The organism is Flavobacterium procerum (genome assembly GCF_042431625.1).
GTDB classification, from domain to species: Bacteria; Bacteroidota; Bacteroidia; order Flavobacteriales; family Flavobacteriaceae; genus Flavobacterium; species Flavobacterium procerum.
The window spans coordinates 530283-545200 of record NZ_JBHLYW010000022.1; the positions used below are offsets into that span (position 1 = coordinate 530283).

11 protein-coding genes are annotated in these 14918 nt (G+C 36.7%); 1 reads left to right on the forward strand and 10 read right to left on the reverse strand.

Going from position 1 to position 14918, the window contains the following annotated elements; all coding sequences use genetic code 11:
- Nucleotides 1-16 precede the first annotated feature (16 nt).
- From ACFFLS_RS21675 to ACFFLS_RS21690, 4 genes are all read right to left on the reverse strand, one after another.
- Complete coding sequence (locus ACFFLS_RS21675; RefSeq protein ID WP_379687400.1) at nucleotides 17-670, reverse strand: methionine ABC transporter permease MetI; 654 nt, start codon at nucleotides 668-670, stop codon at nucleotides 17-19.
- Nucleotides 663-1694 carry a methionine ABC transporter ATP-binding protein MetN gene (gene metN / locus ACFFLS_RS21680; RefSeq protein ID WP_379687402.1) on the reverse strand — a complete coding sequence of 344 codons (1032 nt, stop codon included), beginning with the start codon at nucleotides 1692-1694 and terminating at the stop codon, nucleotides 663-665. The genes ACFFLS_RS21675 and metN overlap by 8 nt, the downstream gene beginning before the upstream one ends.
- Before the next feature lie 302 nt (nucleotides 1695-1996).
- Nucleotides 1997-2467, reverse strand: coding sequence for a cupin domain-containing protein (locus ACFFLS_RS21685; RefSeq protein WP_379687404.1), 471 nt, complete (start codon nucleotides 2465-2467; stop codon nucleotides 1997-1999).
- The gene (locus tag ACFFLS_RS21690; protein ID WP_379687405.1) at nucleotides 2464-3462 is read right to left on the reverse strand and encodes an NADP-dependent oxidoreductase; all 999 of its coding nucleotides are present in this window, start codon (nucleotides 3460-3462) and stop codon (nucleotides 2464-2466) included. Before ACFFLS_RS21690 ends, ACFFLS_RS21685 begins: the two co-directional genes overlap by 4 nt.
- 93 nt (nucleotides 3463-3555) lie before the next feature.
- Here ACFFLS_RS21690 and ACFFLS_RS21695 point away from each other — a divergent pair, with 93 nt between their 5' ends.
- A complete protein-coding gene (locus ACFFLS_RS21695) occupies nucleotides 3556-3933 on the forward strand; it encodes a winged helix-turn-helix transcriptional regulator (RefSeq protein ID WP_379687406.1) in 378 nt (125 codons plus the stop codon).
- Nucleotides 3934-4068: 135 nt separating this feature from the next.
- Here the strand turns inward: ACFFLS_RS21695 and ACFFLS_RS21700 are convergent, their stop codons facing one another.
- The 6 genes from ACFFLS_RS21700 to ACFFLS_RS21725 all read right to left on the reverse strand — a co-directional run bounded on the left by ACFFLS_RS21700 (nucleotide 4069) and on the right by ACFFLS_RS21725 (nucleotide 14755).
- On the reverse strand, nucleotides 4069-5544 hold the full coding sequence (locus ACFFLS_RS21700; RefSeq protein ID WP_379687408.1) for an aminotransferase class V-fold PLP-dependent enzyme: 1476 nt from the start codon (nucleotides 5542-5544) through the stop codon (nucleotides 4069-4071).
- Nucleotides 5545-5578: 34 nt separating this feature from the next.
- Nucleotides 5579-7738 (reverse strand): S9 family peptidase, encoded by a 2160-nt coding sequence (locus ACFFLS_RS21705; RefSeq protein WP_379687409.1) that lies wholly within the window; start codon nucleotides 7736-7738, stop codon nucleotides 5579-5581.
- A gap of 5 nt (nucleotides 7739-7743) precedes the next feature.
- Nucleotides 7744-8988 carry a M14 family metallopeptidase gene (locus tag ACFFLS_RS21710; protein ID WP_379687411.1) on the reverse strand — a complete coding sequence of 415 codons (1245 nt, stop codon included), beginning with the start codon at nucleotides 8986-8988 and terminating at the stop codon, nucleotides 7744-7746.
- 68 nt (nucleotides 8989-9056) lie between these two features.
- Complete coding sequence (locus ACFFLS_RS21715; RefSeq protein WP_379687412.1) at nucleotides 9057-10040, reverse strand: redoxin domain-containing protein; 984 nt, start codon at nucleotides 10038-10040, stop codon at nucleotides 9057-9059.
- A gap of 73 nt (nucleotides 10041-10113) precedes the next feature.
- Entirely contained in the window at nucleotides 10114-11568 is a 1455-nt protein-coding gene (locus ACFFLS_RS21720) for a RagB/SusD family nutrient uptake outer membrane protein (RefSeq protein WP_379687413.1), read from the reverse strand.
- Nucleotides 11569-11584: 16 nt separating this feature from the next.
- Nucleotides 11585-14755, reverse strand: coding sequence for a SusC/RagA family TonB-linked outer membrane protein (locus ACFFLS_RS21725; protein WP_379687414.1), 3171 nt, complete (start codon nucleotides 14753-14755; stop codon nucleotides 11585-11587).
- Nucleotides 14756-14918 lie beyond the last annotated feature (163 nt).

Below are 14918 nucleotides of genomic sequence, written 5' to 3' on the forward strand. Positions count from 1 at the left end.
TCTATTTTTAAATCAATTATCGATGGTCAAAACGTTTCGACAACGCATCTCCCGCAAACTGAATCAGGAATACCAAAAGCACTAATAAGGCTAAAACCGAATTCATAGTCACGGCATCATAACCAATATATCCGTATTGATAACCCACTTGCCCAAGTCCGCCTGCGCCGACTGCACCGCCCATGGCAGAATAACCTATAAGCGTAATCAGCGTAATAGTTGCTGCATTGATTAAGGATGGCAACGCTTCTGGAAGCAATACTTTGTAAACAATCTGTAATGGTGTCGCTCCAAGCGCTCTTGCTGCTTCAATTAATCCTGACGGAAGGCTCAAAAGGCTGTTTTCGACCAAACGGGCAATAAACGGCGCTGCACCAATACTCAACGGAACCAAAGCCGCACTTACTCCAATCGAAGTTCCGACAATGAAACGGGTAAACGGAATCATCCAAACAATCAAAATGATGAATGGAATGGAACGAAAAACATTTACCAAAACCGATAAGGTTCTGTTTAAAGCAGGCTGTTCTAAAATTTGGTTTTTACGGGTAAGAAAAAGCAAAATTCCTGTTGGAAGCCCTAATAAAAAGCCAAAAAAGCCCGATACAAAAGTCATAACAATGGTTTCCCATGTTCCTTTTAACAATAAATCTATAAGAGAATCAGACATAACCTAAAATTTCTGTTTTAATGTGTTTTGAATTAAAATATTGAATGGCAGCATCATAATTTTCGCGTTTTCCTGAAAGTTCAATCAGCATTACGCCAAAATTTACATCGCCTGCCTGATCCATTTGTGCACTTACGATTTTGAAATCGGTATCAAAAAGTCTGGAAACTTCTGAAATAACAGGTTCGTTTACCGATTTTCCTGTCATTTCCAATTTCAATAACGGATTTAAGCTTCCGTTGTCTTCCTTTTGCAATTTCTCCTGATAAACAGACGGAATCTCAATATGAAGCGAAGAAGAAATAAATTCTCTCGTCAATTCATGTTTAGGATCAGCGAAAATTTCACCCACACTTCCCTGCTCTATTAGTTTTCCGTGACTGATTACGGCAACTTCATCACAAATTGATTTTACAACTTCCATTTGATGCGTAATCAATAAAATTGTAATGTTCAGTCGTTTGTTAATGTCTTTCAATAAATTTAAAATAGAACGGGTTGTCGCGGGATCAAGTGCGCTCGTTGCTTCATCACACAATAAAACTTTTGGATTGTTGGCCAAAGTTCGCGCAACCGCTACTCGTTGTTTCTGCCCGCCCGAAAGACTTGCCGGATAATCGTTTGCTTTTTCGGCCAAACCCACCAATTCCAATAGTTCTAAAACACGAGTTTTGATTTCATTTTTTGAAGTACCGACTAATTCCAACGGAAAAGCTACATTCTCAAATACTGTCCTGGAAGAAAGCAGATTAAAATGCTGAAAAATCATTCCGATTTGCCGTCTTTCAATTGCCAATTGTGAATCGGAAAGCCTCATTAAAGCTTTTCCGCCTACAATAACTTCTCCCATTGTTGGTCTTTCCAGCAAATTGACGCAACGAATCAAAGTACTTTTTCCGGCGCCGGAAGTTCCAATAACACCAAAAATTTTCCCCTGCGGAACCTTGAGCGAAACATCAGACAAGGCCAAAACTACTCTGTCTTTCTGACGAAACGTTTTGGTTACATTTTTTAATTCAATCATTTTTATTTTCAGATTTGCAAAACAAAAAAGCCTTTCAAACAGTTATGAAAGGCTTTTTAAAATAAATAATATCGTTTTTATAGAGAAGCCTAATCAGTAAATTACATAACAACATTACAACACATCATTGTATTGCTGATATAATAATTCTTCATATTAAGGCTTTTATTTCTCATTGATGCTGCAAATTTAAATAGTTAATTTCAATTTTTAATCATAAATCTTTAAAACTTTTATTAACCTATCAAAATAATAGACTACTGTAACGATTGCTCTAGTCTTTCTATCAAAACAGATGCTATTTAGTCTTTTTTTGCATCTAATAAAATAGCTAGTTGAATGCAAGGCAAATCAGAGCGATTGCTCCAAGCATGATTCGTTCCTCGTTGAATGACGATATCTCCAGCTTGCAACAACGTTTCTTCTTCGTCTACAATCAAATAAATTTCACCTGAAATAATGATGATATAATCCAATGTGTCTGTCTGATGCATCAACGGATGTGGCTGGCCTTCGGAAGCAACAATTCCTAAATCTTTGTCGGGCGGAATTTGTACATAACGGAAATAACTTCCATTTTTTGGAGTATTTGGAAAAGCGGTATTTTCAATAACTTTTTCATCAAATTTTGCAGGAGTGCTGTCAGTTGACCAAATATCCGAAATAATCAGTCCCGGAAAATGTTCTGAAACATTGGTAACGATTTCATCTTGTTCGATAATTGATTTTCCGTTTTTTAGACCTGTTACTACTCGTCTTGGAATTGTTTTCATTTGGTATGTATTTGCATTATTAATTTTTTCCCTTGTGTTTTATTTTCTCTTAACATAGAAAGTGCTTCTTCGACTGTTCTAGTACTCAATTCCCCAATAAGCGAAATTTTGGGCGGACTGATTTTTTCATCTTCAATTAACTTTGTTATCTCGTTCAAACTATTTTTATAATATTCAAAATGATTTTCGAGTCCGTATGCATAATTAGAAATGTTATGAATTGTCGCTCCTCTAGAAAAAAGAATATCTCGCGATTCTGGAGTTGAAAAATTTGTGACATTTATATAAGTACCATTGATTTTTAAAAGCTTTGCTACAATTGCCACAATATGATTTCCGACCAAATCTACAGCTATATCATATTTTTTATTTCCGTTTAACGAAAGGGCTTTTTCGTATATGTCTTCGGTTTTATAGTTGATGATTTGTTCTGGTTTTACACCAATATCGATTAAAGAATTTATGCTCTCATCATTTCCTGCTGTTGTTATGAAATTGGAAAAACCTTTCGCAATAAGCAGTTTAACAAACATCTTTCCTACTCCCCCAGCTCCGCCTGTAATCAATATTGAATCTGATAAAGAAGCGTTCATTCTTTTAAAACATTGTAAAGCAGTAAGTCCTGCTGACGGAATTCCTGCAGCTTCTTCAAAAGAGATATTTTGAGGTTTCTTGACAGCAATTGCTTCCGGAACGCAAATATATTCAGCATAAGTTCCGTTTGAACCCATGCTTCCTGAACCACAAAAAACAGCATCACCAATTTTAAATTCGGTTACCTGAGCGCCAATTACTGTCACTATTCCTGAAAATTCACGTCCGAGAATTGGAGAATGCAACAGTTTTCTTTCTGATCCCTCTTCTGTCATTTGATAATCGATCGGATTAAAACCGGCGAACATAATCCTTACCTGAATTTCATTCGATTCTGGCTCTGGAACAGCGACTGTTGCCAGCTTAAATTTTTGATTTTCTTGTAATACTACTGCTTTCATTTTTTATCCATTTAGTTTACAAAAGTATCAGCCTAATATTTTATTTTTGTTATGGGTTTACCCAAGGTAACCGGTTACCAAAGAGAAACTAGTATGGCACAAATTAATGAGAATGGCGTTATTCGCGAAGCCAATTGTTCTGAAGAACTTATGGCTATGCGTGACAGTCTAGACGTCTTAGGCGGAAAATGGAAACTTATGATTTTGAGGTTTTTAACCAACAGAACGCATCAGACAATCCATTTTAAAAAAATGCAACGTGAAATTGGCGGCATTTCTGCAAAAATGCTCAGCAAGGAACTTAAAGAACTAGAAATCAATTTGCTAATCAGCAGAACAGAACAAGATACGAAACCTGCTACGGTAATTTATGCAATCACCGAATATGGAAAATCAGTACTTCCAGTTACAGAAACTTTGGTAAACTGGGGACTTACACACAGAGAAAAAATCATCGAATCTCTTAAATAGCTTTTAAAAAGTGATTTTATAAAACCTAAAACAAAGAAACCCGACAGCCTTTTTTTTAAACCTGTCGGGTTTCTTCTCTTTTGATATTTCTTAAAAGGTTCTGAATTTGTTAGCATACGCATAACAAACATTTCTTTAACCCAGATTGAACCATTCCTGAACATCCTCTTTGATTGTTTCGTTGATTTGAATACTCTCAAATTCATTTGTTGCAGCATTATACGTATACTCTTTTTTCCATTTTTTATAATGTAGCGTTATTTGCTCGATTGCATCGCAAATAAATTCAAGTTCATTATTGGTCATAATTGGATGAAGCGACAAACGTACCCAACCTGGTTTATTAGTTTGATTTTTCTGAAGAAGCTCACTCGTAATCGCTCTTGATCGCTTTTCGTCGATATTAAACAAGTAGTGAGCATAGGTACTCGCACACGACCAGCCACCACGTACCTGAATTCCGAAACGGTCGTTTAAAAGTCTTACAATTAGATTGTAATGAATATCTTCAATTACAAACGAAACACATCCAATACGTTCACTTTTTAAATCTCCCAAAACAGACAAACCTTGTATTTTTTGAAGTTTTGAAAAACACAAATCCAGCAGTTCTTTTTCTCTTTTGGCAATTTTTTCGACGCTCATCTTGTCTTTTAGCTGCAATGTCAAAGCTGCTCTCATTACTTGCAAAAATCCCGGAGTTCCGCCATCTTCCCTTACTTCTATCACATCGCTGTAACAATAATTTCCTAACGGATTGGTCCATTTTACATTTCCTCCACCCGGGTTGTCAGGAAAATCAGATTGGTATAATTTTTCATTAAAAACCAAAACACCGCAAGTACCGGGCCCACCAAGAAATTTATGTGGCGAAAAGAAAATAGCATCCAAATATTCTTCTGTGTTTTCTGGATGCATGTCGATTTTTACATAAGGAGCCGAAGCTGCAAAATCAACAAAACATAGTCCGTCGTTTTGGTGCATGATTTTAGCTAATTCGTGATAAGGCGTAATAATTCCGGTAACATTAGAACAAGCGGTAAAAGAGCCGATTTTTAAACTTCTGTCTTTGTATTTTTTTATTTCTTCAGAAAGAATTTCTGGGTCGACCAAATTGTTTTCATCAGCTGGCAGAATTACAACATCAGCATTGACCTCATACCACGGAACTTGATTCGAATGATGCTCCATATGTGTAATAAAAACTACTGGTTTATCACTTTCATTTTCATAGTTTTTTCGAAGCCACATAACGCGTTGCAATTTCGAAAGTGCAGCCGTCATTCCGGTTCCAGTTGTCACTAAAACATCAGATTCTAAAGCGTTCACATGTTTTTTAATAATATCTCTCGCATATTGGTAAGCATAAGTAGAAGCTTTTCCCGTCTGACTTGAAAATGAATGCGTATTGGCAATCATTGGACCTATTTTATCGATCATAATCTCTTCAATCGGACCGTATAATCTTCCGCTAGCCACCCAGTCTGCATATAACAGATCTTGCTGCCCGTAAACCGATTCAAAATTATGATTTACCCCTACTGTATTTTTTCTGAACTCAGAAAAATAACGCTCTAAACTTACTGGTTTTGTTTTCTCAATAGCATTCATTTCCCTATCACTTTTTAATTAACTAACTATTTTATTATTGATTGAATCTTTCAAAAAATTCAAAAGTTCGAAGCAACTGATCAATTCTCTGACGATTATCGCCACTTCTGGTGATTTCGTGGCTTGCATTTGGCTGTCTTACATATTCCACGGGTTTTCCTAATACCTTAAGCATTTTATAAAGCATCTGACTTTGTGTAACACCAGTTCTGTAATCGTTATCTCCATGAATAATCAAAAACGGAGTATTGATGTTTTCGGCATAATTCAGCGGTGATTCACGTTCTAAAATGGCTTTGGTTTCTTTTTCCCACGGATAACCGCCCCAATATCTCGGAACCATTCGCCACACATTTCCTTCTCCAAAAAAAGTATTCAATTCATAAACCCCGCGTTGTGCAGAAGCGGCTTTAAATCGTTGATCGTGACTGATGATCCAAGTGGTTAAATATCCTGCGTAGGAACCGCCTGTGATAAAAAGTTTATTAGTATCTGCCCAGCCCAATGCTGTAGTTTTGTCTAAAGCCGTAAGAACATCGCTTGAAGGTCCTGGCCCCCAATCTTTAATATTGGATCGTAAAAACTTTTCGCCATAACCCGAAGAACCTCTCGGATTACTATATAAAACGCCATAACCTTGGGCCGCAAAAAACTGGTATTCTAGCCACATACTGGCATCGCCAGGACCAAACATTGATGCCGGACCACCATGAATTTCAGTTAATAAAGGATATTTTTTACCTTCTTCAAAACGAGTTGGTTTTGTAACCCAATATTCGATTTCAAGACCTTTTTCGTTGGTAAAGGTGCATTTTTCAGGAAAACTTAGTGCTTTGTTTTTCAACCAATTGGTATTGAATTCGGAAACCAATCTCGGTTCTTTTAGTTTTAAATCTGAAATATAAAGTTCTGACGGATTCTGAACCTCAACTTTCGCGAAAGCAAGAACACCATTATTGATATCATAATCTGTAATTCCTTGGTCGAAAGAAGTTAGTGTTTCTACTTTTAAAGTATTTAGCGGAACTGTACAAAGCACATAACCGCCATTGCTCGAAGAGGTAAAATAAAGCTGCTTATCATCTTTAGAAAAACGAACATTATTGTTATTTCGATCGTATTCAATCACTTTGCTTTTGCCAGAAGGATTTTCTAAATTGAAAACTTTCAGCACGGGAATCGATAAATTATTGCTGATGCTTTCCTGATATGCTAACTGTTTTCCCAAAGGCGAAACGGCCAACAGCTGGAATACCGTATTTTCTGCTCCCAACAACTCCGCTATATTAGTTCCGTCTGTGTTTATCGTGTAAATTCGGTTTTCTATAACCCTGTCTGGATGCCTTTTTTCATTGAGGCTTGCGTTGAAAGCTATTTTGGTATTGCTTATAAATGACGGATTTGAATGAGAATAAAATCCTTTTGTGACTGCTTTTTCTTTTGATCCTGGTTTGGCATCGATAATAAAAATATGTGTAAAACGTAATTCGCTGCTTACAGCGGTTTCGGTTTGAAAATGCAATTTGTCTACGACTTTTGCTTTTTTATCTTTTTCGTTGTTTTCCAAATAAGCTCTGATTGCCTCGATAGTTCCGTTTGGATCGGCTTTGGTTTTGTTTGGATTCAGGTTTTCGTTTGCCGAAAATCCTGGTTTTTCAAAACTCCAAATTGGTAATTCTTTCTTCGGATTTAAAACCGAATCCTTGATTAATTCATTGATTTGAATGGATGCCGTAAACAAAATCTGTTTTCCGTCTGGGCTCCATTTTGGATTTCCAGCGCCGTATTTCGATTCTGTAAGTTGAACGGCCTCTCCTCCTTCATCCACTTTAAACAAAAAAAGCTGCGATTTTCCTTTTACATTTCGGGTAAAAGCAATTTGTTTTCCATCTGGACTAAAAACAGGAGAACTTGATGTTTCTTTACCAAAAGTGAGTTGTCTTGGTGTATTGTTTTTGGCGGTTTTGGTAATCCAAAGCTGTGTATCGTAATCATAATCTAGAGCATTTTCTGGATTTTTGATGATGCTTTTTACTGTAAAAACGGCATTTTGTCCGTCTTTACTCAACTCAACATCTGTCACTGTTCTGATTTTTAAAAGATCAGTAACCTGAATCAGTTCTTTTTTTTGCTGACTGAAACAACAGACAGAAGCAATTAGCGCTAGAATGATATAAATTTTTACTTTTTTCATTTCTTTTAATTTTTAACATTTTCCAAAATCAGTTTCATGAATTCTTCTCCCGAAACTTCTCCTTTCTTTTTAATAAAATCTTTCGGCGTATGGTCTCCAATTTCAAACACCAAAGCTTCTGTTTTGTAGGTTTCAAACAAATAACTGAACAATGTGAATGTTGGCGGTTTAAAATACAAAGGTTTTACATGTGGCGTATAATTCGGAATTCCGTCTTTTACTTTATTCAGCCAATTGGGCACAAAACCGGGAATATTTCCTTTTAGATTAGGATCGACTGTGTAATAAATATCATCATGTGTAGAGTGAAAATCAATCGCAAACCAAAGTTTGTTCGAATCTTTGATTTCATTTTTCAGAAAATCACGAACCGCTCTGGTTTCCGGCTGATTGAATTCATTGTAATCGCGATTCAAATCGATTCCGCCCGAATTATGTCTCCAAAAACCGCCATCAACACCATCGGGATTCAGAAGAGGAATGACGTACACTTCAAATTTCTTTCTGAACTTTTTTGCCAATGGTGTATCGGCTGTTAAACTTTCTACAAAAGCCTCAAGAGCATAATGTCCTGTAACTTCTGGCGGATGATTGCGTCCTGAAATCAGGATTTTATTTTTAGATGAAGGATTTCCGATACTGAAAACTGGAATTTTTCTTCCTTCTGCCGTTACACCAATCGAAGCTTCGGCAGTGTTGTTTTTATTTTTTAAGGATGAAATCCATTCGTTTATTTCTTTCGAAGTTTTAAGTTCCTGCGCGGCAATCCAAGTCGTGTCTCTGCTGACTTTTACTTTCAAAACATAATTGGAATCTTTTTCCTTTTTCACGAAAGTGCCATTTTCAGAAGCTATCCATTGTTTTCCGTTGGTACTGATTTTCGCATTGTAACGATGTCTTACGTTTGGCGGATAATCAAACCGAATCTGAATTTCCTTCTCTGTTTTTGACCAAACTTTAAAAGCATACCATGGACTTCCGTTTATTGGCGCATTTTCTGGGGTAATCAAAACGCTGAAAGTATTGTCGTCTAGTTTTACAACTCCGTTAAGGCGCGCTCCTGCGAAATCATTTCCGAAGTAAACCTCATCTCCTGTTTTATCAAAAACGCCTTTCCATTGTTTCTCCACAGGACGCGTTACTGTCGAAACTGCCGTAATAGGGTCTTGTCCTTTAAAACCACTTTTGACTTGGGCGTTTGCTATAATCAACGACAACATTGCTGCTGAAAAAAATAATCTGGTTTTCATTTTATTCTCTTTAATTTTTATAAATGTTGTTTTGTCATCGATCTACGGAAAATGACAAAAAGCGCAAATTATTTATCCAAAAGCGATTTAAGCGTTGTCTGTAAATCTTCTCCACGAAGATTTCTTGCTACAATTACTCCTTTCGAATCCACTAAATAATTTCCTGGAATAGCTCTAACTCCGTATAATTTAGCAATGGTGCTGTTCCAATAGGTTAATTCCGAAACTTGCAACCAATCTAAATGGTCTTCTTGAATTCCTTTTATCCAGTTTTCTTTCTTTTTATCTAAAGAAATTCCGATAATATTGAAGCCTTTATCGTGAAATTCTTTGTAAGCCGCTACAATATTTGGGTTTTCTTTTCGGCATGGTGCGCACCAAGAAGCCCAAAAATCGACTAAAGTGTATCCTTTTAAGTTTTCAGAAAAACGAACTGGTTTCCCTTCTGGATTATTGGCAGTAAAATCAGGGGCTTTTTTACCAACAGCCAATCCGTTTAAAACGGTTACCAGTTCTTTTAGTTCTTTCACGTAAGTGGAGTTTTGCTGGCTTTTATCCAACAAAGCAATATTTTGCGTGATCTGATCTGGAGTCAATCTGTACGACCAATTTCTGTACAAAACATATGCAGAAACTATTGAATTTGGATGTTCTGTAATGAATTTGCTGATTTCTACATCTTTTGTTTTTCTATAAACATCAAACAAATCTTGAGCAGCAGAACCTTCAACTACTGAAATGCTGTAATACTTTTGCGGACTCAATTTAACTGTAATGGGTCCTTTTTCTAAAAAAATATAAAGCGGATTATTAGCTGTGTTTACACTCAAACCATACAATTCAGGCGTTTTTACTTTGGTTTTAAAGCTAAAACTTCCGTCTTTTACTTTTACCGAGTCAATAGTCGTGAACATTTTATTGTGAAATTTCTGCAGATAGACATATTGTGCTACGGTATCTACAACAGTTCCTTTTAACTGTAAATTACTTTCTTGCGCCTGAGATTCTGTTATCCCAAAAAACAAAACTAAACCTAATAGTATCTTTTTCATCTTAATTGTTTTTAGTAAAACTTTGCCAAAGTGACTGCTTTGACAAAGTTTCGTGGTTAATTATTATTGGTTTTTAGTATAATTTATTTGCTGATAATTCTGTGTTTGCTGGCGGAAAAACATAATTAGCATCCGAAGGCGAAACCGCCTGAGTTTGCAATTTGTTGTCGCCTTTTGCCGGAAGTGTCTGCAGATTACGAAGTAAATCTGGCCCACGGAAACCTTCTCCAAGCAATTCGATTCTGCGCTCTTTCCAGATTGCCTCGATTAATTGGCTCTGATTTGAAGTTACTGAAGATGCAAACGTGTACGAAGCATCAGATCGCTGATGAACTGCAGTTAAAAGATTGGCGGCTAAAGTTAGATTTCCTGTTTTGGCAGCTGCCTCAGCATAATTCAATAAAACTTCTGAATAGCGAATTACAGGGATATAATCTAAAAATGGCGATGGTTTTGCAAATTTTTTAAAATATTGTTTTCCCGAAACGGTTCTTGTCAAATTACGTCTGTTATCTGTTGTTCTCCATTGCGCATCGCCCAAAATTCCCGTTGGATTTAGGTAATATTCTAAATTGGTATTGTAAATATAAGCAATAGACGATTGTCCGGTGTACGAATCCAAAGAACTCATCGGAATGCTGAAAATAGATTCAACTGTAGCATAGTTTGAAGAAAAAATCAACGTAATATCCGATTGCAATGCATGCTTAACCTCGCTAGCCGTAGTAGAAAATGGAGCTTGCGTCTGCGGAGCCAATTTTGCCGCTTCTTCAATTACTTTTGGCCAGTTATTCAACGTTAAGTAAACTCTTGTTTTTAAAGCAATTGCAGTACTTACGTGTGCTCTTGTGGTATTGAGGTCAGCCGTTGTATAACTCTGAGGCAATGTTGCTTCAGCTTCGTTTAGATCTTTCAAAATTTGCGTATAAATTTCTGCTACAGAACTTCTTGCCAAATCATTATTGGCTGTTCCGGTTTCTGCTTTTAAGCGTAACGGAAGTCCTTTAGAAGCTCCTGCATCTTTATTGTAAGGCTGTCCGAAATTAATGACCAAAGTATAATAAGCTAATGCTCTGATCAGCTTTGCCTCGCCAATATATTGTTTTGCTTTTTCTTCTGTAATTACGCCCTGATTTACTGCTAAACCTTCAATCAAGATATTTGCGTTATTAATTGCCGAATATGCCTGTGCCCAAAGATTGTTGATATCATTTGATCCTGAACTATAAGAGTTGTTCCAGCTTTCGTAACCTGTAAAATTATTTGCTGTGATGTTGATGAAATCTTCTCCACGCTGATCTTGATACAATAAAATTCGGCCTCCGTAAACGCTGGCACCTTTAAATGCTTTATAAATTCCGTTTACCAAGCCTTCGATTCTTGCCGGAGTTTTAAAAATATCCTTGTCAGAAACTGTTGTTTCTGGAGCGATATTCAGATCTTCATTGTTTTCGCAGGAAGTCAGTAAAATTCCAGACAGCAATAAAGTTAAAACCGATGTTTTGTATGATTTGAAATATGTTTTCATGATATAATTTTATTTATTAAAAACCAACATTAAGTCCAAAACTGAATGTTCTTCCTTGTCCGACAGAGTTTTTCTCTACTCCCATAGAAGTGGTTGAATCTCCGTTTGATGAAGTCTCTGGATCTGTTCCCGAATACGAAGTAATCAAGAAAAGATTGGTTGCCTGAGCATAAATTCTAACCGATGATAATTGCGCTTTTTCTAAAATATTCTTCGGAAGAGAAAAACCAATTGTCAATTGTTGCAATCTCAAGAAATCGGCTTTTTCGGCATTATCAGAAATTGCAAATCCGCTTGAACCGTTCGAAATAACATCATTGTAAACCAATCTCGGAATGTTAGTCTGTTGTCCTGGAGTTGTCCAGCGGTTTAAGACTTCTGTCGAATTATTGTAAAAACGCTGATCTAGTAAAGTTCCTCTGGTATTGTTCATTACTTTGTTTCCGCCCGAATAAGTAAATCCAACCGTAAAATCAAAAGCTTTGTATTGAATATTATTGGTCACGCCTCCGTACCATTTTGGCAGAGCATTACCCAAAACCTGATAATCTGCCACTGTAATAGCTGCGGCTGTAGACCCGTCTAAATACGTCCAGTTGCTTTGTCCAGACGGAACTGCGGCACTGTATTGCACTTTTTCTCCATTTTTATTAATGAAAATTCGACGTCCGTTTTCTGGATTTACACCCGCTGATACGGCTCCATAAAGACTTCCCGCAGAATAGCCCACTCTTGTGATATTATTGGCTTCTGTAGTAACTTGCGTATATCCTATAATATCTGTGTTTCCTTCTGCAAGAGCCGTAACTTTATTCGTTACATGCGTATAGTTGAAAGAAGCTTTCCATTGAAAATCTTCCTTATTGATAATAGAAGCATTCAAACCTAATTCGACACCTCGATTATACATCGAACCGACGTTGGAAAGAATTGAATTGCCCGGAATTCCTTTTGAAGGAGATTGTGGACTGCTTAAAATCAAACCGTTTACGTCATTGTTGAAATAATCTGCCGTAAATTGCAATCTGTCTTTAAAGAAACCTGCTTCAAGTCCAATATTCGTTTGGTCGCTCGTTTCCCATCCTAAATCTTCATTTCCTGCCTGCGATAGCGCCCAAGTTGCTGCTGTTCCGTAAATAGAAGAACTGTACAAATTTTGTGAAGCATAGGCTGATGATAGATTTCCGTTTCCTACTCTACCCCAACTTCCTTTTAATTTAAGTGAATTCAGATAGTTTGCGATACCGCTGTTCTTAAAGAACGATTCTTCGCTCACAGACCATCCCGCAGAAATACCGCCGAAGTTTCCGTATTTGCTGTTTACGCCTAAAGCAGAATTCCCATCTTTTCTAAAGTTTCCTGTAATGAAGTATTTTCCGCCATAATCATATGATAATCTGAAGAAAGAAGAAAGGAAAAGTCTTTCTGACAAACCATTTCCAGAGGAACGAATTGTTCCCCATGTTCCTTGGTAATTTTCAAAGAAAGGATCAGAGACATTGGTTTGATTTGCTCCCCAAGAAGAGTTTTCATATTTCTGAACATCATAACCTGCCAAAGCCGCTACATGATGGTTTGCTCCAAAACGTCTGTCAAAAGACAAACTGTTGGTGAAATTGTAGTTGTTTCTGGTCGCCGCAATATTGGTAGCCGAACCTCCTGTTGCAAAGGCAGATGATCCTAAGTTTGGACTTAAATACGTAATATTTTCAGATTTTAATCTGTCAATTCCATAATTAGAATCAAATTTGAAACCTTCAAAAAAGGTAATTGTTGCATGAACATTTCCAACAAAATGATCATTTGTACTGGTATATTTACTGTTTTCGAACAACGCACCCGGATGCCATAAAGTATTGGTGAATAAATTATTTCCTGGACTTGCAGTTCCTGTTGAGCTCAAGTTATATGTGCCATCAGCGTTATATGGTGATACGTTTGGAGGCAATGCAAAAGCCAGACGCGCCGCGCCAATAAGCAATAAACCGCTGCTGCTTAATGAACCTGTATTTTGTGCTTGATTGAAAGTATTGTTATAAGAAAGGTTTCCTCCCAATTTCAACCATTTGTTTACATCATGGTCAATATTGAATCTTGCGCCTTTTCTTTCGAAATTATTGTCTTTTGTAATTCCTTCCTGTCTAGAATAATTGGTAGAGAAATAATATCTTGTATGTTCTGTTCCTCCCGAAATACCTAAATTATGGTTTTGAGAAACCGCATCGCGATAAACCTGATCTTTCCATTTTGTATTTACACGTGAACCGTCTGCATTATAAGACGGAAAGAAAAGTGCCGATGCTACAGAAGCATTATTTTCATTTCCTGTTAGTATTTTACTGTTTAAAACCGCTTCGTTTTTTATGGTTTCATATTGTTCAGCATCTAAAAGATCAGGAAGTCTGGTTGCTCTTGTAATTCCAACCCAAGTATCATACGTAACTTTTGCTTTTCCTTGTTTTCCTTTTTTAGTGGTAATCAAAAGAACGCCACCTGCAGCTCGTGAACCGTAGATTGAAGTTGAAGCAGCGTCTTTTAGAATATCAATAGATTCAATATCAGCAGGGTTGATATCCGCAAGCGGATTATTCGCAACCGAATTTGTTGTCGAAATATCTCCAGTATTGACCGGAATTCCGTCAACAACCACAAGAGGATAAGAACTCAAGGAAATAGAATTCACGCCACGAATCCTAATAACTGGAGGATCGTTTAAAACTCCACTCGGAGTCGATACATTTACACCAGAAGCTTTTCCGATAAGTGTTTGCTCAAAACTCTGAACCGGAATATCTTTAATTGTTTTCGAAGTAATTCTAGCTGCAGAACCTGTAAATTCTTTTTTACTCTGAGTTCCGTAACCTACTACTACAACTTCTTTAAGTGCCGTATTTTCTGAAGTTAGACGAATATTTTCGAAAGAAGAATTAACTCCTTTTTCTAATGTTTTATAGCCAATATAAGTCAAAGTCAAAGCTTTATCATTTTGAGAAACAACGATAGAAAATCGGCCGTCAGCATCACTTATAGAAGATTTATTACTGTTTGATGCGCTAATTGTTACTCCTGGCAAAGGTTCTCCGTTTTCAGAATCCCTAACAGTTCCGCTGATCGTTCGTTCCTGTGCTAAAAGTCTGCCGGGAAGAAGGCTCAGCAGTAAAATTAAGCTTAATAAGTTTTTTTTCATTTTGGTTTTAGTTTAATAATTGGACAAAAGAATTCCACGGCCTTTGGTTAATAGGCCTTAACAAATTCTATTTAAAAAGGAAATAAAGAAGAGAAAACTAGTATCTGCGCATTCGGAAAATGACGCGGTTATCTTCTTCGAAAATAAAATTCAAACGTGGAGA

What these genes read in the sequence shown, in the direction of transcription:
- ACFFLS_RS21690 (WP_379687405.1), bottom strand. Translation starts at nt 3,462, where the DNA reads ATGAAAGCAGTAGTATTACAAGAAAATCAAAAATTTAAGCTGGCAACA.
- ACFFLS_RS21710 (WP_379687411.1), bottom strand. Translation starts at nt 8,988, where the DNA reads ATGAAAACCAGATTATTTTTTTCAGCAGCAATGTTGTCGTTGATTATA.
- ACFFLS_RS21705 (WP_379687409.1), bottom strand. Translation starts at nt 7,738, where the DNA reads ATGAAAAAAGTAAAAATTTATATCATTCTAGCGCTAATTGCTTCTGTC.
- ACFFLS_RS21695 (WP_379687406.1), top strand. Translation starts at nt 3,556, where the DNA reads ATGGCACAAATTAATGAGAATGGCGTTATTCGCGAAGCCAATTGTTCT.
- ACFFLS_RS21685 (WP_379687404.1), bottom strand. Translation starts at nt 2,467, where the DNA reads ATGAAAACAATTCCAAGACGAGTAGTAACAGGTCTAAAAAACGGAAAA.
- ACFFLS_RS21720 (WP_379687413.1), bottom strand. Translation starts at nt 11,568, where the DNA reads ATGAAAACATATTTCAAATCATACAAAACATCGGTTTTAACTTTATTG.
- ACFFLS_RS21725 (WP_379687414.1), bottom strand. Translation starts at nt 14,755, where the DNA reads ATGAAAAAAAACTTATTAAGCTTAATTTTACTGCTGAGCCTTCTTCCC.
- metN (WP_379687402.1), bottom strand. Translation starts at nt 1,694, where the DNA reads ATGATTGAATTAAAAAATGTAACCAAAACGTTTCGTCAGAAAGACAGA.
- ACFFLS_RS21675 (WP_379687400.1), bottom strand. Translation starts at nt 670, where the DNA reads ATGTCTGATTCTCTTATAGATTTATTGTTAAAAGGAACATGGGAAACC.
- ACFFLS_RS21715 (WP_379687412.1), bottom strand. Translation starts at nt 10,040, where the DNA reads ATGAAAAAGATACTATTAGGTTTAGTTTTGTTTTTTGGGATAACAGAA.
- ACFFLS_RS21700 (WP_379687408.1), bottom strand. Translation starts at nt 5,544, where the DNA reads ATGAATGCTATTGAGAAAACAAAACCAGTAAGTTTAGAGCGTTATTTT.